Raw genomic sequence first — 20,233 nt, 5'->3', positions numbered from 1 at the left:
CTATATATTATATGAAAAATCTATGGGAAGTGAGTAGTAAAAGGGTTGAAAGTTATTGTTAAAGTACAGCTGAAATGAGCGTAATCATGTTACATAGCAGTGAAATACACGGGAGAGTTTTCTCAACTAGCAGGAAATTTACTGTATATTTCTTGCAAAATCTATTGTATAATGATTATAGAAGTTACTTATTAAAAGTAATTGTTGTTTATTATAAGTTGTTGCTTACATGAAATGTGATTTTTGTACTTTTCAATAAGACAAGTTATCACGAAAAATTGCTGAAGTTAGAAATTAAAACTGTATTTAGTACAGAATTTGTACTCTTTAAGGAGAGTGAGCTTTGTATGGTAACATTATATAGTTCTCCAAGCTGTACGTCTTGTAGAAAGGCGAAATTATGGCTAGAGGAAAATCATATTCCCTATACAGAACGTAATATTTTCTCAGATCCATTAACGATTGAGGAAATTAAAGAGATTTTACGTATGACAGAAAGCGGAACGGATGAGATTATTTCTACTCGTTCGAAAGTTTTCCAAGAATTGAATGTAAACTTAGAGTCTTTACCACTTCAAGATTTATATAAGATGATTCGTGACTATCCAGGGATTTTACGTCGTCCAATTATGATTGACGAGAAACGCCTTCAAGTTGGTTACAACGAAGACGAAATTCGTCGTTTCTTACCACGTACAGTAAGAACGTTCCAATTACGTGAAGCACAACGTCTTGTAAATTAATTATAATAATATGAAAACCTTCTACCTATTATATAGTAGAAGGTTTTTTTTAATGTTTCACATTGCGTAATCGAACTTGTTGTACAATAAAGCCGATGCATAAAATAGTGAAAATGAACAAATAAGGAATGCTTGCAGTGAAACTTGGATTGTTATGAAAAAAGGTTGCAAGTCTGTCTTCATGTGTAACCATTTTTCCTGCAGTATAGGCAAGAATCGCTGCACCGCAATAAATGAGGAATGGAAATCGTTCCATAAGTATTAAAATAAGTTTGCTGCCCCAAATAATAATCGGGATAGAAATGAGTAAGCCGATTATGACGAGTAAAAATCTCCCGTGAGCTGCACCTGCAATGGCAATAACATTATCAAACCCCATAACGAGATCCGCGAAAACAATTGTCCGCACAGCTTGAAATAAAGTTGTTTTTCCTTGAATAGAAGAAAGATCGTTGCTATTATCGGTTAATAAATTGACTGCAATTAATGTAAGTAAAACCCCGCCAATCAATTGTAGAAATGGAATGTCGAGTAAATAGACAGCTAGTATAGTAAGGACAATTCTTAGTACAATCGCTAAAAGAGTACCGATCAAAATAGCCTTATTTCGTTTCGATTCAGGTAAATTTCGGCTAGCTAGTGCGATGACGATTGCATTGTCACCACCTAATACAACATCGATACCGACAATCATTAGTACGGATGTTAAAAACTCTAAGTCCATTCGTCTGCCTCCATTTATGATGTTTTAATAAGCGAACTATATGTATGTGATGAAGAAAGTTGTTGTTAAATAATCTCTTCTAATAGAAGTTTCACTTTATTACAGTGTACGGGGGAATGTGGAAATGTATGTCCAAATTTTTTGTAAGTAAGAAATCGCTATAATAATATATTTATGTAGTTTATCGAGTAAAGATAGGCATATAACTATTTTTGTAAAATAAATCGATTTTATTTCCATTCTGGAGAATCTTATCATAAAATGAGAGTACAAGAATCTATTGATTTGTCATATGAGTGGGGAATCCCTTCATAACAATTCTAAGCAGGAAGGGAGAGTTGTATTTTGGATATTGAAAGAATTAATGATCATACGATGAAATTTTTTATTACGTACATTGATATAGAGGATAGAGGATTTAATCGTGAAGAGATTTGGTATGATCGCGAACGAAGTGAAGAGCTCTTTTGGGAGATGATGGACGAAGCTCGTGATCATGACGATTTCTTTATTGATGGGCCGTTATGGATTCAAGTGCAAGCAGTCGATAAAGGGATTGAAGTACTTGTCACGAAAGCAGAGCTTTCAAAGGACGGGCAAAAGCTGGAACTACCGATAGGGGTAGACAAAATTATAGATATTCCTCTAGATGAAGGCATCGAATCATTATTCCAGCAAGAATTAGTCGAAGAGGTAGAAGAACAAACAGGAACAAACTTTAATGAAGATGGTACGTTTGGCTTTTTAATTAAGTTTAATGATTTTGAAGATGTCATTTCATTAAGTCATCGTCTTATCTTTGAAGATATAAAAGATGAGCTGTATTCATTTGAGAACCGCTATTATGTATATGTGGAATTCGATGAAGTGCTACATGATGAAGAAGAAATCGATCGTATTTTAAGTATTATTTTAGAATATGGAGAAGAATCAACTTTAACAATTCATCGTGTAAGTGAGTATGGAAAACAAATTGTGAAAGAGCATGCGCTTGAAACGATTCGCAATAATTTTCCTGCTAAAACGTAGGCCGATTTCTGTAGTATGAAATCGGCTTTTTATATGAAGAATAGGAAAGCTTTCTTAGTTAGGAGGTAAGAGATGAAAAATACGTTAAAGCTGATTTTCTTTATACTGCTATTGTTCGCATTATTTGTTTCGTTACGTATGTTTATTGATGTAGCATTTTATTCAGATGTGATTGGGATAAAAGATGTTTCGATTTTAGGTATTATTAGTATTTTATTTACAGTATCTGCGTTTTTAATTGGTTGCGTTATTTTCTTAGAGAACCGTCATCCGTCAAAAACACTTACATGGCTCATTGTGTTAGGTATTTTTCCGGTATTTGGATTCTTCGCTTATTTATTATTCGGACAGAACTTTCGGAGGAAGAGAATGTTCCAAAAGAAGGCGTTGCTCGATGAACAAGCGTTTTTACAATATAAGGGGCATGAAGATTACGAAGAACGGATTTTACGCAATCATAAGCATCAAGAGCTGTTATTTCGTTTAGCGGATCGCTTAGGCGCTTTAAATATTTCATTTCAAACTGAAACGAGAACATTAACAAATGGAGATGAAACGTTTCAGGCCATTTTAGATGGATTAAAACGAGCGAAACATCACATTCATATGGAATATTACATTGTGCGTGATGATAAGCTTGGAACGGAAATTAAAGATATTTTAATACAAAAATCAAAAGAGGGCGTAGTCGTTCGTTTTTTGTATGATGCGGTTGGAAGTTTTAAATTATCAAAATCGTATATTGAAGAATTAAACGATGCAGGAGTCGAAATGATTCCGTTCTTCCCTGTACGCTTTCCGATTTTAAACGATAAAATTAATTATCGAAATCATCGAAAAATCGTTATTATTGATGGAAATGAAGGCTTTGTAGGTGGATTAAATATTGGTGATGAATATTTAGGGAAGGATAAGTACTTCGGCTTTTGGCGAGACACACATTTATATTTGCGTGGTGAAGCTGTACAAAGTTTGCAGCTTATTTTCCTTCAAGATTGGTTTTATATGACTGGTGAGGCTGTGCTAGCCCCTGAATATTTACAAGCGAAAGCAGTTGAGGGGGAGCATTGGGGAGGCGTGCAGCTTGTTGCAGGTGGGCCTGATAATAAATGGGAAACGATTAAGCATTTATATTTTGCCATGATTGCTTCTGCTCGGAAATCCATTTGGATTGCAACGCCGTATTTTATTCCGGATGATGATATTTTATCCGCATTAAAGGTTGCTGCACTTGCTGGTATTGATGTTCGTTTATTAATGCCGAGTAAACCGGATAAGCGTACTGTCTTTTACGCATCGAGATCTTACTTCCCAGAGCTTTTAGATGCAGGTGTAAAGATATATGAATATGAAAAAGGTTTTCTTCATAGTAAAGTTGTCATCGTCGATTCTGATTTAGCTTCAATTGGGACAGCTAATATGGATATGAGAAGTTTTCATTTGAATTTTGAAGTAAATGCCTTTTTATATGATACAGATAGCATTCGAAAACTTGTTCAAGACTTTAAAGATGATTTAGAAGAATCAAGTGAAATTCATGTTGATCATTTTCATAAAAGACGTCTTCATAGACGAATTGTTGAATCAACATACCGCTTATTATCACCTTTATTATAAAAAGAGATGTCCGAAATTGGGACATCTCTTTTTTAAAAGGAATTTGTAACAAATTGTAGAATATAAGGAGCTGAAAGGGTGTGATTACGATATTTATCGCTAAAAGAGAAAACGGAGAGAAAATTCATTTACTCTATAATTGTAATGAAAAGCTTTTGCGCCGTATGCGTCAACAAGAACGATTCTTTTGTGTAGCTTGTGGAAAGGAAGTGCAAATGAAATTAGGGAAACAAAAAAGTTGGCATTTTGCTCATAAAAAAGTGGATTCATGTCTTGCCTTTTATGAAGCGGAATCAACGTATCATATGCACGGTAAAGAATTGTTATATAGATGGTTCAAGCGTCAAAACTTTCAGGTGGATATAGAGTACTACCTTCCAGAAATTAAGCAACGACCAGATGTTTTTGTAGAGAGGGCGGGCAGAAAAATTGCAATTGAATACCAATGTGCAAACCTCGCTATAGAGCAGCTGTACAAAAGAACATATTCGTATTGGCAAGCTGGTATACAGGTCATTTGGATCGTTGGTGGAAATCAATTGAAAAAGCAATCTGCATATTGGATGAAATTTTCCTCACTTATGGCTTTCTCCTTACAATCTTATCCTCAGCCACTTCTTATTTTCTTCTGTCCGAAACAAAAATCATTTATGAAATGTGCATTTGTCACTCCCTTTTCTACAAATGTCTTTTTCTCACATACTATATATTTACCAACTGATACGACTACTTTTGAAATGCTTTTTTCTCTCGTTCCTTTCGGGAAAGAAAGATTGGGTGAAGAGTGGAAGAAGAGAAAGAACTACTTCCGCAAAAATGCCCTGCCGATTTGGAATTATAATTATAAGTCATTATTACGCCTCTTATATCAATTTAAATGTACCCCAGCGAGCTTTCCTTCTGAAATTGGTGTTCCACTCCCTTCTGGATTTGCTTTTCAAACAAACCCATTTATATGGCAAGCTTTTCTCTATATGAAGTGTATAGGGGAGCTTGCAGTGGGAGAGTGTATTTCTCTTCAATACGTGTGTAGTTATGTAAAAAGGTATACGAAAAGGCGGATACTTCCGTACTTTTCAAAGCATATATGGAAAGTGGCAGTTACTGAATATATGACATTTTTATGCTATATAGGTGTTTTGCGTAAAGTGGGAACTTATACGTACCGGAAAATAAGGGATGTCATGATGTTAAAAACAGAGGAGGAGATTATGAAACATGATGAGATTTGCTTAATACATGCGCTATCTTTATTTGAGGCAAATTTTAACATGAGAGGAGGAAAAGGGGATATAATAAAGAATGATTGTGAAGGAATTACATAAGAAAAAAACGAATTGTACTTAAGTAGAGATATTTAAAGGAGGGCTTAAAGAATGTCTGAACAAAACAAAGCGAAAGCATTACCAGATCGCAACGAGATTGAAGAAGCAAGTACGTGGCGATTAGAAGATATTTTCCAAACGGATGCAGAATGGGAAAAAGAATTTCAAGCTATTAAAGAGCTATTGCCGAAGTTAACTGAATTTAAAGGGAAACTTGGTGACTCTGCGGACAATTTACTTGAGGCATTGCAATATGAAGATGAAATATCAATGCGATTAGGTAAGTTATATACATATGCTCATATGCGTTACGATCAAGATACAACAAACTCTGTATATCAAGCATTAAATGATCGCGCAACAAATTTATATTCACAAGTATCTAGTAGCACAGCGTATATTGTTCCTGAAATTTTATCGATTTCAGAAGATACACTGCAAACATTCTTGAAGGAAAATAGAGATTTAAGTGTATATGAACATGCATTAGAAGAAATTACACGTCAACGCCCGCACGTATTATCAGAAGCTGAGGAAGCTTTATTAGCGGAAGCGTCTGAAGTAATGAGTTCATCAAGCAATACATTCGGTATGTTGAATAACGCGGATTTAAAATTCCCATCTATTAAAGGGGAAGACGGAGAAGAAATAGAAATTACACATGGCCGTTACATTCAGTTTTTAGAAAGTGATGATCCTCGTGTTCGCAAAGATGCATTTAAAGCTGTATATGAAACGTACGGAAAATTTAAAAACACATTCGCAAGTACGTTAAGTGGAGCAGTAAAACGTAATAATTTCAATGCGCGTGTTCGTAAATATGATTCTGCTCGCCAAGCTGCATTGAGCAATAATAATATTCCGGAAGCAGTATACGATCAACTCGTTGAAACAGTAAATGACAACTTACATTTATTACACCGTTACATCGATATTCGTAAGCGTGCACTAGGACTTGATGAGCTTCATATGTATGATTTATATACACCACTTGTACCAGAAGTGAAAATGAATGTGAAATACGAAGAAGCGCAAGACCTTTTATTAAAATCTTTAAACGTACTTGGTGATGAATATGTTGATATTTTGAAAGAGGCATATGAAAATCGCTGGGTAGATGTGTATGAGAATAAAGGAAAACGAAGCGGGGCATATTCATCTGGTGCATATGGAACAAATCCGTATATTTTAATGAACTGGCATGATAATGTAAATAATTTATTTACACTTGCTCATGAGTTTGGTCATTCGGTGCATAGTTACTATACAAGAAAAACACAACCGCACGTATATGGTGATTATTCCATCTTCGTAGCAGAAGTGGCATCTACTTGTAATGAAGCGCTTCTAAATGATTATTTATTAAAAACGACAGAAGATAAGAAAGAGCGTCTATATTTATTAAATCATTATTTAGAAGGGTTCCGTGGTACTGTATTCCGTCAAACGATGTTTGCAGAGTTTGAACATATTATTCATAAGAAAGTACAAGAAGGACATGCTGTCACGCCAGACATGCTAACGGAAATTTACTACGATTTAAATAAGAAATATTTCGGTGACGCTTTAGTAATCGACGAAGAGATTGGTTTAGAATGGTCTCGTATTCCACACTTCTACTACAACTATTACGTATATCAATACGCAACAGGATTTAGTGCAGCGACAGCTCTGTCTAAACAGATTTTAGAAGAAGGACAACCAGCAGTAGAACGTTATATTAACGAGTTCTTAAAAGCAGGAAGCTCTGATTATCCAATTGAAGTGCTGAAAAAAGCAGGAGTAGATATGGCATCTCCTGAACCAGTAAAAGAGGCGCTACAAGTATTTGAAGAGAAATTAAATGAATTAGAAGCATTATTATTTGAAGAAAAGTAATGAAAAAAGACGAGGGATTGTATCCTCGTCTTTTTTGTTGAATAGATTTAATGTCGATATTTGTTGAAGAGAAAGGTGGATTTTTTTGTTTTTTCTAACTGAAAGGATAGCTTTACGGCTGATTTTTGAAATTAAAACCCTTTGAATCGTTTTTTATAATTGAAATAAGAGAGTGTGATAACGATGATTCCGAATAAAAGAGGTAAGGCAATAATTTTAGGAAAAGCTTGTAGTAGAGAGAGGATGTACAAGAAAAAAGAAACGATGACAGCTAGAAAGAGAAGAGCAATATAAGATTTTTTCATAAATAAACCCCCTAAATGACCTTTTTTATAGCTTATTCAAAAATGAAAACGTTTAGAATGTGACAAAAGTGTGAAATTCGACAAAAGGGGTTGTCATCTGACGTCGAATCTTGTAATATAATAAGCGTGAACGAATTCACATACAAACATATACCCCTTTGTTTGAACGTGAAAATTTCTCCCATCCCCTTTAATATTTTTATAAGCCGTAAAGAAAAAGACCTGGTGTTTACACCAGGTCTTTTTCTTTTGCTATCCATTTCCAATAACGTTCGCATTTTACTTCTATCATTTGTACTTTTCGTTTCAGTTGTAATTTTTTTAGTTCGCGTTCAATTTCTTGTTGCGGACAGTCATAAATAAATGCTACTTCTTTTGAAGATATAAATTGTGTTGCTTCTAGTAGCACTTCTAAAGGTGGTAATGGTTCTGGCTCAATTTCACATTTTACAAGTTCTTTCAATAATTGTACGTATACATCGTAGGAATAATTTCCAGCGATTTTAATACCTTCTTCATCTGAGTTCGCATGAAAAAAGACGAGGGAAGGTATTTCTGTAATATGCATTTCATTCGTGAATTTCAAGTCACATTGGAAAGCTTTTTTTGCACTAGCAGAATGTAAATCTTTTTTAAATTCTTCTACATCAATATTGCTATCTCTCGCACATGCAAGTAATAGTTCGCAATCAGGGTTTGATACATTTTCAAGGAAAATGTATTCTTGGAGTTTTCGCAAAAACTTCGAACCTGCTTTTCGGCCTTGCAACTCCGCTGCCTTAATTGCCATCGAAACTAAATATGGTGTTGACGATGCTTCTTGCATATGTACCTTTCCATCACATGAAAAACCTTGTAAACTGGTTGTCTTTTCCCACACAAATCGAATATTAGCAGGTTTATTCCATTTGTGTGAGGAAGCGTTCGTTCCATCCACTTTCCCTGTTACGATATGACGAATAGAGAAGTATTTCCCGTATTCAAGCCATAGTTTAATAATAAAAGGCTCAATTTCCCAGCAATCTTTACAAAGTGGATCAATAAATAAATATGCTTCTACAGACTTATGCTCGCATGCGGAAGGAGATGGCATATTTATATGCTTTGCTTCCTGCTTATCCATTACACTTCACCTGTTTCGTTTGGAGTATTAACCATATGCTGAGCGGTTAATGCTAAACGTTCAAAAACAAACTCTCTTATATGATCATGCACTCCAGTATCATCCATTGCTTGCTCCATACATGATAGCCAAGCCTCTGCTCGTTTTGGGGTAATCTCAAACGGGAGATGGCGTGCTCTTAACATAGGATGACCATGTTCTTCAGTGTACAAATTAGGACCACCTAAATATTGGGTTAAAAATTGCTTCTGCTTCCTAGCGGTTTCTGTTAAATCTTCCGGGAAGATGGGAGATAAGTCAGGGTGTTTACTGACATAGGAATAAAATGTATCTACTAATATTGCAATGCATTGTTCACCGCCAATTGCTTCAAATGGTGTCATCGGTTGCTTGCTCATCCTTTATAAACTCCTTTTTCCATGAAATGTATATCTATTGTAGCAATGGAATGTTCGAGAGGGCAAATAAACAGCCTTCTCAAAGATTCTTTGCTTATTCTACGGGTGTAACCTTTTTTAGTGAGATGTATCCACTAGTGAAACATATTCACTAGTGGAATTTTCACTTTAGCGTGCTTTGTTTTGTTTGGCAAGGAAAAAGCGTTTTACTTTGTTATTTGTATGGCGAACAGGTATGTTATGTTGCGTTAATAAATCAATAAATGCAGCTTTTCCTGTTTCTTCATCTTGCACTTCAAATTCAATTTCATAATCATCGTGATTGTAATAGAAACTATGATCAAAGACAAGCGTTCCGCCTTTAAATAATGTTTCTGCTCTTTCTGTTGTTAAACTACCCATATATGTTAAAGCAGAAACAGGAATTTGTAATTTGTGTAATTGATCTACTACTGCTCCTTGAATGATTGTGTTTGTTTCCATCATCATTTTTGCTTCGTCTTCTGTTACGACTTGATGCGTTTCTAATAAACCGATTTCTGCAGGTTGTTTCAACGTTAACGTATAAGTTTCTCCTTTATGACGAATACGAAGTGCAGAGCCAGCTTCTTTTAACGAGAAGTCAGGTGTTTCAAAGTAGTGATTCACTTGTTTTGTAAATGCTTCAATAGAAAACGATTTACATAATGTATCGAATTCTTCTTTTGTAACGATATTTTTGAATTCAATTTCAATTTCTTGTGTCATTGTATAATCTCCTTTTGAAAAATAATTCTTTACACATTATCGCTTTTTCATAAATTTGGTTCAATGTTTTATTTGTTTGCGTCCATGTTATGATACAATAATACTGTTAAGTAAGACAGGAAGTTGAGATGGAGGAGTTAGAGCATGCAAAATAAAATCCAAGTTAAGAGCGTAGAAAAGAGAGAGAATGCTCTTATTTTTTGTGCGGAAAATAGTGAAATAGAGGTAAAGGAGTTAAGTGCGCGTAATCACGTACTTGTAGACTCAGACAATTTATCATTTTTATATATCTTAGAAAATGAATCATCTTTCATTTATGTAAGTATTCCGCACACATGCTGGGAAGCAATGCATGAAGCGATGAATAACGATGTGGTTATGTTCGTTCGCGTGAATGACATTGAAATGGAATTAGAAGGATTAAAAGAAGAAGTAGAATATTTAGTTGAAAATATTGAAGGTAATGCAAATTACGGAGAAGAATTAGTAACTGCTGTAGAAAAAGTATTTCTATAAGCAAATGGATTGATTTTGGTGGTGGTTGAAATGAATCGAAATTGGGAAGAATTTTTAGCACCTTACCACCAAGCGGTGGCAGAGCTGAAAGTGAAACTAAAAGGAATGCGTACTCAATTTGCAATGTTAACAGAGCATTCTCCAATTGAGTTTGTAACAGGAAGGGTAAAGTCGGTTGCAAGTATTATTGATAAAGCGGAGAAGAGAAATGTACCGCTAGACCGATTGAGAGAAGATATGCAGGATATTGCTGGGCTTAGAATGATGTGTCAATTTGTTGATGAGATTAAGCCTGTTGTAGAATATCTTCGAAAACGAAATGACTTTGAAATCGTGGAAGAACGTGATTATGTTACGCAAAAGAAAGATAGCGGTTATCGTTCTTATCATGTTGTCATTAGTTATCCTGTTCAAACGATTCAGGGTGAACAAAAAGTATTGGTAGAAATCCAAATACGCACGCTAGCAATGAACTTTTGGGCAACAATTGAGCATTCTTTAAATTATAAATATAGTGGACGTTTTCCTGAAGATATTAAAATAAGGTTGCAACGTGCAGCTGAAGCGGCGTTTTTATTAGATGAAGAAATGTCTTCTATTCGTCTTGAAATTCAAGAAGCGCAAAAGGCTTTTTCAAGAAAGCAAGAAACGAAAGATTCTGAATCATAAACTAAAGGGTGTTGGGCGATGAAATTTACAATTATGTCAAAGGGAGATCAATCATCAGATACACTGGCAAGCACGATGAAAGAGTACTTGCTAGATTTTGGATTTATAATGGATGAAAAGGAACCCGATATTGTAATTTCTGTTGGGGGAGATGGAACGCTTTTATATGCGTTTCATCGTTATTATAATCGATTGGATGAAACAGCATTTGTTGGTGTACATACAGGACATCTAGGTTTCTATGCAGATTGGTTACCGACAGAAGTAGAGAAATTAGTAATTGCAATTGCGAAAACACCATTCCAAGTGGTGGAATATCCGCTTTTAGAAGTTATTATTCGCTATGTGAATGGAAGTAAAGAGTCACAGTATTTAGCGATGAATGAGGCGACTGTAAAACGTGCAGAAGGTACATTAGTAACAGAAGTAGAAATACGCGGAGAATATTTTGAAACATTCCGCGGAGACGGCCTTTGTATCTCTACTCCTTCAGGAAGTACCGCGTATAATAAAGCGCTTGGCGGAGCGATTATTCACCCATCTATTGAAGCGATACAAATTGCAGAAATGGCGTCCATTAACAATCGTGTATTTCGTACTGTAGGATCGCCACTTGTATTGCCGAAGCATCATACATGTGTGTTAAAGCCAGCTGCAGGAATGAACTTACAAATTACAGTGGATCATTTAACGATGGTTCATCAAGATGTGAAATCAATCCAGTATCGCGTCGCAAACGAGAAAGTACGATTTGTTCGTTTCCGTCCATTCCCGTTCTGGAAACGAGTTCGTGACTCGTTTGTTGCAGATAAATAGAAAGGGTTATATATTTGAACAGATTTACATTGAAATGGGATATAGGTCCGGCTGAAGAGGGAACTTTAGTTAGGGAATTTTTGAAAACGAAATGTATTTCTAAAGCCGCTTTAACGGATATAAAGTTTCACGGCGGGGCAATTGAAGTAAATGGTCAACATGCGAGTGTTCGTCATCAGTTGCGTGCTGGTGAAGAATTACGTGTCTTTTTTCCAGTTGAGGAAAGAAGTGAAGGGATGATGGCAGAAGATATCCCTTTAAGCATTGTATATGAAGATGACGCGGTTCTTATCATTAATAAAGAGGCGAACATGTCAACGATTCCGTCTAGAGAACATCCGACAAGGAGTGTTGCCAATGCGCTTTTATCTCATTATGATAAGCAGCACCTTGCAAGTACAGTGCACATCGTAACACGTTTAGATCGTGATACTTCGGGGCTTATGCTTATTGCAAAAAATCGTTTCGTGCATCATCTTTTATCGAAGCAGCATCAACAAAAAGCTGTGAAACGAACGTATGAAGCGATTGTTCACGGAAAGATTGTAGAACGAGAAGGAATGATTGATGCACCAATTGGTCGGAAATCTGATAGCATTATTGAGCGAACGGTTTGTGAGGATGGACAAAGGGCAGTTACTCATTTTAAGGTAATTGATAGTACATATCATAAGACACATGTAGCGCTTGAGCTTGAGACAGGAAGAACGCATCAAATTCGTGTGCATATGGCTCATATAGGACATCCGTTACTTGGTGATAGCTTATATGGAGGGAGAAGGGATGAAATGAAACGGCAAGCACTTCATAGTAAATCTTTGACGTTTTATCATCCTATTTTAGAGAAAGAGATGTCTTTCACTATAAAGCTTCCAAGCGATATGCAAGAAGTGTTGCGGCATACTTAAAAAGGGAACAAAATTCTTATATTATAAAGAATTTTGTTCCCTTTTTTCTTAGCGGAATAATATTAAAATTTGGTTTTCACCCGTACGCTTTATAACGAAAAATCCACTTTCGGCTTTTGTAGCAATGCCATTGTCATTTGGACGACAATATCCATGTGCTTCGCAAGTGCCGTCATCACGTACTAACATTTGTCCAATTAATCCGACAGGAAGCCACTCGGCGCGATCTTTTCTTGCTACATATTTGCGAGTTGGATCCCATTCTGTATTTAAAAGAGGTTGTATTTCTTCGGTTTCCGTCCATACATATTGGCGTTTTCCAAAGTTATCTGTTTTATAACGTTTTTCCCAACTTAAAGCCCCGCTATTTCCTATAAGGGCAGGGGTTGCACTAGATATTCCTAAAATGAACGAATCGCGTGAAGTAGCTATCCGAATTTTTTCTTCGTTACTAAATGTAACGAAATAACCGACATCAATAGGTTTATAACCTTCGGTTTCAAACATTTGTGCAAAATCCGTTCCGCTTGCATTGTAAGACGCGCCCTCAATGTACATTTCTCCATTATGGGCAAGCCATTTAGCCCCGATATTATGGTCGGTGTCGCTTACACCATTTGCAATAAACCAAGAATAAGCTTCTTCTGCAGTGCCGAAGCGCCCCATAATATGGCTACCTGCAAAATGAGCTGTTGATGTATGATGACCTTCCGCATGAGAAGAGGATCCGTTAGCGATAGTTGCGGTTCCTTCTGCGTGTGCTGCTTCGCCTAAAGCAATCGTCTGTTTACCCTCCGCATGAGAATAAGCCCCGCCTGCTGTCGTTTCACTTCCCTCACTATGCGAACTATGTCCAGTTGCTTTTGAGTTTGATCCTTCTGCATGAGAGAAAGAACCTTTTGCGTGTGTTAATAAGCCTTCCGCATGTGCTGCCATGCCCTCCGCATGAGAGTGAAGCCCCTCCGCATATGCATATCGGCCGCCCCTTTTAACTTTTGTATTTTCAGGTGTAGGTGTCTCAATTATGAGTGGTTTTTCAGTTTGTATATCATTCGATGAAGCCAATGCCTCTTTTATTTTTTTTACTTTGTTTATAATAGCAGCTGGAATTTCTGGTTCCACTTTTTTATTTATTGCTACAGAAATATTTTCTGCCGTCTTTTCTTCTGTTTGGTTAGAATGTAGTATCTGTTCATCTTGATTTGAAAGCTGTTTATTTTTTTGTTGCATCTTTATTTTTCTGCGATTGATTATGCGGCTCATCACAGCATTTTCTAAAGAGACATATGTTGGTTTTACTTTGCTTTTTTTTGATGACTCTTGTTCTTCCAGTTCTTCTATCGCTGCAGCCCGAATACTACACCAGTTGTTAATTCCGTACATGGGCAGATATAAAGGGGGAAATTTTCTTTTTTGTTTAGAAGATTTTTTCTTCATTCTGTCACCTCCTGCGACATTATATGTAGTGTAATTAAAAAAAGATGCACTTTATTGCATCTTTTTTTAATTACTTTACCTAGTTTTATATGAGATCTGCCTAAATAATGCTAAGTAAGGTAGTTATGAAATTGGACGGAATTTCTCAGCGACAAAAGGTAAAGAAGAAGGGACAGAGATAGTCTCCATTTCAGGATAACGTAATCCGGTTAATTTGCCACCAAATACAGCACCAGTATCAATATTGACTGTCTGATTGACGAATCGAGGTTCTGCTACTGGTGTATGTCCATATACAATCCAAGCTTGCCCCTTGTATTCTTGCGCCCAATCGCGACGGACCGGTGAGCCATCGGCATGCTTTTCTCCTGTAATATCGCCATATAATACAAAGGTTTGTACTTTTTTATCTCGTCTTCCTATGTAATCTTGCCGAATCCCAGCGTGACATACGATTACTCTTTTTTCATCTAGTATGTGGTAGAGCGGTGATTGTTCATAAAGAGTGATAAACTTTTCTTTTATAATGTTTTGCTTATTAGGAGGAAGTGCCTCATATTCAGCAACAGTTGTTTCAAGTCCGTGAGCGACTGTTACATTACGCCCAAGGAAAAATCGATATAGTTTATTACAGTGATTTCCAGGAGCGTAATAAGCTTCTTTTTTATGTATGACAAGTTCCCATACAATTTCAATCATACGTAATGAATGAGGACCACGGTCTGTAATATCGCCAACGAATGCAAGTTTACGTTGGTCAGGGTGAACCGGTAGACCGCTACTCCAGTTATATCCTAGCTTCTCTGTTAAATTTTGAAACTCTTGGAAGCATCCATGAATATCTCCTATAATGTCATATTTCATATTTAAACCTCCATCGTATTTTTCATTAGTATATCTAAAAAAGGATAGAGATAAAAATATAGCGTTTTTGTGTTGTTCATTTAAACATAAAGATTTTCGTTCTTGAGCGAACATTTAAAATGAATCCAATCGCAATCATGTATGTAAGCAGTGAACTTCCTCCGTAGCTCATAAGAGGTAATGTTATCCCTGTAATGGGAAGTAATCCGATTGTCATCCCGATATTTTGGAATACTTGGAAAGTAAACATTCCGATTGTACCAGCGCAAATGTAACTACCGAAAGGGTCATTACTTTCTAAAGCAATATGAATCATTCGAAAAATGAGTAAGAAAAAAAGAGAAATAATGACACTTGCGCCTAGAAATCCAAATTGTTCAGCGACATTAGTGAAAATAAAATCTGTATGTGGTTCTGGAAAATATACTTGTCCATTTTCCCACCCTTTTCCTTGCATTTCTCCGGATCCAGTCGCTAAGAATGCTTGTCTTAATTGATAGCCTTGTGCATCATATTTGTAAGGTGCTAACCATCCGTAGAAGCGATTTAATTGATATTCTTTTAAAATGTGTGCTTTAAAGAAATCTGTGTGAGTAAAAAAAATATATATTAATGTAGTTCCAGCAACGAAAGTAGCTGAAACTAATCCGAAAATAAAACGCCATCGTATGCCAGAAACTAGTATCATTGCTGCAAGCATCGCTGAAATGACCATTGTATTTCCTAAATCTGGTTCCTTTGCGATGAGTAGTAGTGGTGGCAAACTTGTTGCAAATATTTTTCCAAGTAGTAAAAAATCGTCATGTATCGTTTGGGAAAAATATTTCTCATTATGGTTTGCTATAATTCGTCCAATGACGATAATTAAAAATAATTTCATAATTTCAGAAGGCTGAAAATTTCCGATGCCTGGGAGCCTGTACCAAGCGGTAGCGCCTTTAATTGTAACGGCACCTGGTACTTGAAGTTCTAGTCCAATAAGTAGTACCATTGCAAAGCTGTACAAATACCAAGCAATTTTTTGATAACGATCGAAGTCGATAATCATAATAACACCAATGGCTATAAATCCAATGAAATACCATTGGATTTGCTTTAGTACAAAATTGACGTTTTGTAAAAATGGCGGTAAAGAGGCTTGCGCACTTGCAATAGCACAACAACTAACAATCCCAATGGCAAATAAAATAAATAGTAATACGTAGTCTATTTGATATTGAGAATTTGGATCTTTCAATGTAGGTATTCCTTTCTACTGCTCTTTATAGTAATGGATTTTATCCCGCATTAATGGGCAGTAAGACCCCTACCTCAAAATTCAGCGAAAGCGAAGAAGTTAGGTGGGGGATCAACTGCCCGTAAAAGCCCGATTGGTGAGAGCTGATTAAAGTTTCACTTTATAGTATGAGAAAGAATGTATGAACTATACGAATGATTCACATATAGTCCATACACTTTTAATTTTGCAGAGTAGTTTAATTGTTTAACTCTTTAATAATTATATCCAAACAATGGGAAAGACGTACATGTGCGTCAGGAAAAATATCTAGTTGATGAAGATAGTATTTTAAGGAACTTTTACACCATTGGTAAGCACTAAGTAGAGCTGCTCTATAGTCTGTAGTATTTTGTAAAAAGCCATATTCTTTTGCTGTTATAACGAGGTGTGTGAAATCTTCACAACCTTGAAGGAGCTTATTGTGTATTTGTTGTCCAGCATGGTAGCGAAATTGACTTAAAGGCTCAGAAATGTATATTGCATTTCCTTTAGAAAGTAAAGAAATCCATGAGGCCATATCAACACTACAAGAATATTGTCGCTCTTTAAGGGTGCCAAAAGGTTCAGTGAGCAATTCCTTTCGGAACAAGGTAGTTGTAGGCTCACCGATAATGTTGTGTCCACCCTTTAACATCCAATTACCTAAAAATATCCCGTTTAATGGGGTGTCTTCACTATATAACCTTTGTGTTGGATGGGAATCACCTATTAGATTTCCATGATCATCAATGCGTACTCGATAAGAAGTAACAAGAGCAAGATTTTTATTGGGATCTTGCTCAAAATAGGTCATCATTTTTTGTATTTTATGCTTATAAAACACGTCATCGTCCATTAAAAAATTTATATACTCACCATTTGATTTTTCTATGAGCATAAGGTCATTGTGAAATTGTCCTAGAGTAGGGATATTTCGAATGTATGTTATATTTTTATAATTTGGTAAGTATTGTTCGCGTATTAAAGTTGCTGTTTCATCATTTGTACTATCATCTCCGATGATGATTTCAATATTAGAATAAGTTTGTGCCAATGCACTTTCTAGAGCAATTTTGAAATAATGAGGCCGATTATAAGTGGGAATAAGGATGGAAACGAGAGGTGGATTTTTTTCATTCATCATACATAACTTCCTTTCAGAAGCTTTTTTTTGTAAGAACAATATCTTGGTAACTTGTATATTCATGTCTGCCGCACCATAAACCGTAATGCGGCTTATTGATTATTTCTAGGCCGTACTTATTCAATAGATTGCAAATATCTGTCTCAGGATAAGCAACTGCGAAATTCGGAATATCTTTATTTACAACGTAGCAATTTTCGATTCGATGATAAAAACCTAATGTACTTTGTCCTGCATTTAAATAATAGGACGATTCAGGATTTATAAGAAAGAATGTAATGAAACATCTCCCGTCTTTTTTTAATACACGTACAATTTCAGATACGTAATGTTCTAATTCTTTTGGGAGAAGATGCGTAAATACAGAAGTTAAAAAGATAAAATCGAATGTCCCGTCTTCATAGGGGAAACGATATTGAGAGGCATCTTCTTTTCCTTCTGGATTATAGAATTGATTGTATATGTCAACATGTTCAAAGTGAAAATTATTACGCATAGTTGAAATGTTATTTTGACACCAAGTAATTCCATCTTTAAACAAATCAAATCCATAATACGCTCCATCATCATTTAAGTAATTCAATAATGGTACAGCCATTCGACCGACGCCGCAGCCTACATCTAATACTTTTTCATTTGGTTTTAAAGCGCCAATTTGAATAAAATGCTTTAGGAACTCTTTTCCAACTTTTTTGAAGTCGCCACCTACATATTGGACGAGTTCAGGAGGGGGGAGTAAAGTCATTTCTTTGTTAAGTTCACTCATGAGTATACCCCTTTCTTGTATGAGAAGATGCAGTAAATCTATTAATAAAATTTTCAATTTGTATTGAGAGAACACAGGAAAACAATTGTTATATGTAAGGAGATTCCGAAAAAGAATACTTAATTGGATTAGAAGTGAGAGAAGGATGAGTGAAAATGAAATCTCCTATAGATTAAATCTTTTTTATTCTTTTCTCCAATAAACGCCAAATACATCAATTTTAGTAATAGGGGCTTTTAAATTTCGTTGGTTTCTAAAGTCTGTCACAGCCTCAGCACATGGCGGTAGCCCGTAGTCATCGATAATTATATAGCCACCTTTAGAAACTTTATCATATAAGTTCACGAGACCATCCATTGTAGATTCGTACATATCACCATCAAGCCGTGCAATTGCTATTTTTTCAATTGGTGCTGTTGGTAAAGTATCTTTAAACCAGCCTTTTAAAAATTTCACTTGATCATTTAGTAAATCATATTTTTTGAAATTCTCTTGTACTTGTTCTAAAGAGACGCGTAAGTAATCGAATGTGTGCAAATAATCACCGTAATCTTTTGGATATTGTTCTAGATTCGGTGCTGGCAAACCTTCAAATGAATCAGCGACCCACACATTACGATTCGTAATGTTGTTTGCTTGTAAAAAACCATTCATAAAAATGCACGATCCTCCGCGCCATACACCTGTTTCAATAAAATCTCCCTCTATATTTTCACGAACAACGGTTTCCATTGCCTCTTGTAATTGGTTCATACGTTCTCGACCGATCATGCTATGTGCTGCTCTTGGCCAATCCATTCCATCATGGCGTTCACTTTTTGAAACATTTGGTTTTACAATTTTTAAGTTATGGTTTTCAGCATATTGCTTAATGAATAAAGGGAGGGGGACTGTAACTGGCTCGAATTCTAGTTCTTTTGAAATATGTAGAGATGCGGGTAAGTATGCCTCATATTCTAACCATATTTCAAATAAAATGGTCTTCTTTAGCAATTCGAGATAAAGCTGAACAGCAGATTTACTTTCCATATTTGTGCCTCCTGCAAAATGTCATACAACAATATGATTATGTAGATAGCGAATGTTTCATGATTGAATTTGAAATTGAAAAAGCAGTAAAACTGATATCAGTTTTACTGCTAAGTAAAAAATTAAGCGATTTTTTCAATAATAATAGATGCATTTGTACCAACAGCTAATGATAGCCCAAGCCCTGTAACGATTACTTCAATTAATGATGGAGTTGTCGTAATTTGCGTAATTGCTTGAACAACGATAGGTGCTCCAACTGAGATTAAAGTGGCCCCAGTACCTGGAACAGATACCCCATTTACTTGGATTGTAAGTCCTCCTAATAGACTTACTGCTGCAGTGTATACGATAACGGTAATTTTATAGAATCCAGTTTGACTAATTACGAAAGTATCAGGATCTAATTGAGAAATTGCTGTACCAAACTGAGATCCAACAGTATTAAATGGTACTGGAGCATTAAGTCCAATATCCAAAGAAATCCCAGCGGAGTTAAATGCATACAATCCTGCTGGAAGCCCTAGTCCAGATGGTCCCGTAGGTCCAGTCGGTCCAGTAGCCCCAGTCGGCCCCGTAGGTCCAGTAGCCCCAGTGTCACCAGTCGGCCCTGTAGGTCCAGTAGCCCCAGTGTCACCAGTCGGCCCCGTAGGTCCAGTAGTCCCAGTGCCACCAGTCGGTCCTGTAGGTCCCGTAGGTCCAGTTGGCCCGGTAGGTACAGTCGGCCCCGTAGGTCCCGTAGGCCCAGTCGGCCCGGTCGGCCCAGTCGGAAGGGTAAACGGTGGTATCGGTGGTAATGTAGGTCCTACAAGATTAGGGTCAAATGCACTAGCTGATAAAGATTCATCGGGATTTAATCCATTTGAATAATTATTATTTGACATAAATTCACCTCCATAAAGCGTTCATTATATAGTAGATGCAAAACCGAAAGAAA

The 20,233-nt window shown here is 36.1% G+C and carries 21 protein-coding genes; 9 read left to right on the top strand and 12 right to left on the bottom strand.

What is annotated here, in order from left to right; genetic code table 11:
* The first annotated feature begins 347 nt into the window (after window positions 1–347).
* Window positions 348–743 (top strand): transcriptional regulator Spx, encoded by a 396-nt coding sequence (gene spx, locus ABWK52_RS08785; protein ID WP_000258267.1) that lies wholly within the window; start codon window positions 348–350, stop codon window positions 741–743.
* Window positions 744–792: 49 nt separating this feature from the next.
* Here the strand turns inward: spx and ABWK52_RS08780 are convergent, their stop codons facing one another.
* The gene (locus ABWK52_RS08780) at window positions 793–1,467 is read right to left on the bottom strand and encodes a TerC family protein (protein WP_000362615.1); all 675 of its coding nucleotides are present in this window, start codon (window positions 1,465–1,467) and stop codon (window positions 793–795) included.
* 345 nt (window positions 1,468–1,812) lie between these two features.
* On the opposite strand from ABWK52_RS08780, the gene mecA reads away from it, so the two are divergent.
* From mecA to pepF, 4 genes are all read left to right on the top strand, one after another.
* The gene (gene mecA, locus ABWK52_RS08775; RefSeq protein WP_000350716.1) at window positions 1,813–2,496 is read left to right on the top strand and encodes an adaptor protein MecA; all 684 of its coding nucleotides are present in this window, start codon (window positions 1,813–1,815) and stop codon (window positions 2,494–2,496) included.
* Between the two features lie 72 nt (window positions 2,497–2,568).
* Window positions 2,569–4,113, top strand: coding sequence for a cardiolipin synthase (locus ABWK52_RS08770; protein ID WP_000799188.1), 1,545 nt, complete (start codon window positions 2,569–2,571; stop codon window positions 4,111–4,113).
* Between the two features lie 80 nt (window positions 4,114–4,193).
* Entirely contained in the window at window positions 4,194–5,438 is a 1,245-nt protein-coding gene (locus tag ABWK52_RS08765) for a competence protein CoiA (protein WP_000628327.1), read from the top strand.
* 51 nt (window positions 5,439–5,489) lie between these two features.
* A complete protein-coding gene (pepF, locus tag ABWK52_RS08760; protein ID WP_000003348.1) occupies window positions 5,490–7,316 on the top strand; it encodes an oligoendopeptidase F in 1,827 nt (608 codons plus the stop codon).
* A gap of 131 nt (window positions 7,317–7,447) precedes the next feature.
* Here the strand turns inward: pepF and ABWK52_RS08755 are convergent, their stop codons facing one another.
* The 4 genes from ABWK52_RS08755 to ABWK52_RS08740 all read right to left on the bottom strand — a co-directional run bounded on the left by ABWK52_RS08755 (window position 7,448) and on the right by ABWK52_RS08740 (window position 9,889).
* Window positions 7,448–7,621: a hypothetical protein gene (locus ABWK52_RS08755; RefSeq protein WP_000750355.1), complete on the bottom strand. Its 174-nt coding sequence runs from the start codon at window positions 7,619–7,621 to the stop codon at window positions 7,448–7,450.
* Between the two features lie 229 nt (window positions 7,622–7,850).
* Entirely contained in the window at window positions 7,851–8,744 is an 894-nt protein-coding gene (locus tag ABWK52_RS08750) for a ClpXP adapter SpxH family protein (protein ID WP_000360656.1), read from the bottom strand.
* On the bottom strand, window positions 8,744–9,142 hold the full coding sequence (locus ABWK52_RS08745) for a globin (protein ID WP_098541350.1): 399 nt from the start codon (window positions 9,140–9,142) through the stop codon (window positions 8,744–8,746). The genes ABWK52_RS08750 and ABWK52_RS08745 overlap by 1 nt, the downstream gene beginning before the upstream one ends.
* Before the next feature lie 168 nt (window positions 9,143–9,310).
* Complete coding sequence (locus ABWK52_RS08740) at window positions 9,311–9,889, bottom strand: CYTH domain-containing protein (protein ID WP_000191120.1); 579 nt, start codon at window positions 9,887–9,889, stop codon at window positions 9,311–9,313.
* 144 nt (window positions 9,890–10,033) lie between these two features.
* Here ABWK52_RS08740 and ABWK52_RS08735 point away from each other — a divergent pair, with 144 nt between their 5' ends.
* The 4 genes from ABWK52_RS08735 to ABWK52_RS08720 are packed head-to-tail and all read left to right on the top strand — an operon-like array spanning window position 10,034 to window position 12,798.
* The gene (locus tag ABWK52_RS08735; protein WP_001180003.1) at window positions 10,034–10,405 is read left to right on the top strand and encodes a hypothetical protein; all 372 of its coding nucleotides are present in this window, start codon (window positions 10,034–10,036) and stop codon (window positions 10,403–10,405) included.
* Window positions 10,406–10,435: 30 nt separating this feature from the next.
* Window positions 10,436–11,074 (top strand): GTP pyrophosphokinase, encoded by a 639-nt coding sequence (locus tag ABWK52_RS08730; RefSeq protein ID WP_001081482.1) that lies wholly within the window; start codon window positions 10,436–10,438, stop codon window positions 11,072–11,074.
* Between the two features lie 18 nt (window positions 11,075–11,092).
* Window positions 11,093–11,890 (top strand): NAD kinase, encoded by a 798-nt coding sequence (locus tag ABWK52_RS08725; protein WP_098541352.1) that lies wholly within the window; start codon window positions 11,093–11,095, stop codon window positions 11,888–11,890.
* Window positions 11,891–11,904: 14 nt separating this feature from the next.
* Window positions 11,905–12,798, top strand: coding sequence for an RluA family pseudouridine synthase (locus tag ABWK52_RS08720; RefSeq protein ID WP_001079131.1), 894 nt, complete (start codon window positions 11,905–11,907; stop codon window positions 12,796–12,798).
* 48 nt (window positions 12,799–12,846) lie between these two features.
* On the opposite strand, the gene ABWK52_RS08715 is transcribed toward ABWK52_RS08720, so the two are convergent.
* The 7 genes from ABWK52_RS08715 to ABWK52_RS08685 form a co-directional block, all read right to left on the bottom strand.
* The gene (locus tag ABWK52_RS08715; protein ID WP_098541354.1) at window positions 12,847–14,235 is read right to left on the bottom strand and encodes a peptidase G2 autoproteolytic cleavage domain-containing protein; all 1,389 of its coding nucleotides are present in this window, start codon (window positions 14,233–14,235) and stop codon (window positions 12,847–12,849) included.
* A 123-nt stretch (window positions 14,236–14,358) separates the two neighbouring features.
* Complete coding sequence (prpE, locus tag ABWK52_RS08710; RefSeq protein ID WP_000872694.1) at window positions 14,359–15,099, bottom strand: bis(5'-nucleosyl)-tetraphosphatase PrpE; 741 nt, start codon at window positions 15,097–15,099, stop codon at window positions 14,359–14,361.
* Between the two features lie 76 nt (window positions 15,100–15,175).
* Complete coding sequence (locus tag ABWK52_RS08705; RefSeq protein ID WP_000654700.1) at window positions 15,176–16,336, bottom strand: FtsW/RodA/SpoVE family cell cycle protein; 1,161 nt, start codon at window positions 16,334–16,336, stop codon at window positions 15,176–15,178.
* Between the two features lie 238 nt (window positions 16,337–16,574).
* On the bottom strand, window positions 16,575–17,501 hold the full coding sequence (locus tag ABWK52_RS08700) for a glycosyltransferase family 2 protein (RefSeq protein WP_002004643.1): 927 nt from the start codon (window positions 17,499–17,501) through the stop codon (window positions 16,575–16,577).
* A 13-nt stretch (window positions 17,502–17,514) separates the two neighbouring features.
* Window positions 17,515–18,267 (bottom strand): class I SAM-dependent methyltransferase, encoded by a 753-nt coding sequence (locus ABWK52_RS08695; protein ID WP_001292838.1) that lies wholly within the window; start codon window positions 18,265–18,267, stop codon window positions 17,515–17,517.
* Window positions 18,268–18,450: 183 nt separating this feature from the next.
* Window positions 18,451–19,296: a TylF/MycF family methyltransferase gene (locus tag ABWK52_RS08690; RefSeq protein WP_000444386.1), complete on the bottom strand. Its 846-nt coding sequence runs from the start codon at window positions 19,294–19,296 to the stop codon at window positions 18,451–18,453.
* A 122-nt stretch (window positions 19,297–19,418) separates the two neighbouring features.
* The gene (locus tag ABWK52_RS08685) at window positions 19,419–20,180 is read right to left on the bottom strand and encodes a BclA C-terminal domain-containing protein (RefSeq protein ID WP_353771918.1); all 762 of its coding nucleotides are present in this window, start codon (window positions 20,178–20,180) and stop codon (window positions 19,419–19,421) included.
* Window positions 20,181–20,233 lie beyond the last annotated feature (53 nt).

It is taken from the genome of Bacillus sp. AP50 (genome assembly GCF_040492675.1).
Taxonomy (GTDB): domain Bacteria; phylum Bacillota; class Bacilli; order Bacillales; family Bacillaceae_G; genus Bacillus_A; species Bacillus_A cereus.
This window is presented reverse-complemented; position numbering and strand designations above follow the sequence as displayed.

Excerpts from the sequence above, each read along its gene's own strand:
- ABWK52_RS08700 (WP_002004643.1), bottom strand. The coding sequence starts at position 17,501 with ATGATGAATGAAAAAAATCCACCTCTCGTTTCCATCCTTATTCCCACT.
- ABWK52_RS08685 (WP_353771918.1), bottom strand. The coding sequence starts at position 20,180 with ATGTCAAATAATAATTATTCAAATGGATTAAATCCCGATGAATCTTTA.
- ABWK52_RS08770 (WP_000799188.1), top strand. The coding sequence starts at position 2,569 with ATGAAAAATACGTTAAAGCTGATTTTCTTTATACTGCTATTGTTCGCA.
- ABWK52_RS08730 (WP_001081482.1), top strand. The coding sequence starts at position 10,436 with ATGAATCGAAATTGGGAAGAATTTTTAGCACCTTACCACCAAGCGGTG.
- ABWK52_RS08715 (WP_098541354.1), bottom strand. The coding sequence starts at position 14,235 with ATGAAGAAAAAATCTTCTAAACAAAAAAGAAAATTTCCCCCTTTATAT.
- ABWK52_RS08745 (WP_098541350.1), bottom strand. The coding sequence starts at position 9,142 with ATGAGCAAGCAACCGATGACACCATTTGAAGCAATTGGCGGTGAACAA.
- ABWK52_RS08725 (WP_098541352.1), top strand. The coding sequence starts at position 11,093 with ATGAAATTTACAATTATGTCAAAGGGAGATCAATCATCAGATACACTG.
- ABWK52_RS08780 (WP_000362615.1), bottom strand. The coding sequence starts at position 1,467 with ATGGACTTAGAGTTTTTAACATCCGTACTAATGATTGTCGGTATCGAT.
- ABWK52_RS08755 (WP_000750355.1), bottom strand. The coding sequence starts at position 7,621 with ATGAAAAAATCTTATATTGCTCTTCTCTTTCTAGCTGTCATCGTTTCT.
- ABWK52_RS08695 (WP_001292838.1), bottom strand. The coding sequence starts at position 18,267 with ATGAGTGAACTTAACAAAGAAATGACTTTACTCCCCCCTCCTGAACTC.
- ABWK52_RS08740 (WP_000191120.1), bottom strand. The coding sequence starts at position 9,889 with ATGACACAAGAAATTGAAATTGAATTCAAAAATATCGTTACAAAAGAA.
- prpE (WP_000872694.1), bottom strand. The coding sequence starts at position 15,099 with ATGAAATATGACATTATAGGAGATATTCATGGATGCTTCCAAGAGTTT.
- pepF (WP_000003348.1), top strand. The coding sequence starts at position 5,490 with ATGTCTGAACAAAACAAAGCGAAAGCATTACCAGATCGCAACGAGATT.
- ABWK52_RS08735 (WP_001180003.1), top strand. The coding sequence starts at position 10,034 with ATGCAAAATAAAATCCAAGTTAAGAGCGTAGAAAAGAGAGAGAATGCT.
- ABWK52_RS08690 (WP_000444386.1), bottom strand. The coding sequence starts at position 19,296 with ATGGAAAGTAAATCTGCTGTTCAGCTTTATCTCGAATTGCTAAAGAAG.
- ABWK52_RS08750 (WP_000360656.1), bottom strand. The coding sequence starts at position 8,744 with ATGGATAAGCAGGAAGCAAAGCATATAAATATGCCATCTCCTTCCGCA.
- spx (WP_000258267.1), top strand. The coding sequence starts at position 348 with ATGGTAACATTATATAGTTCTCCAAGCTGTACGTCTTGTAGAAAGGCG.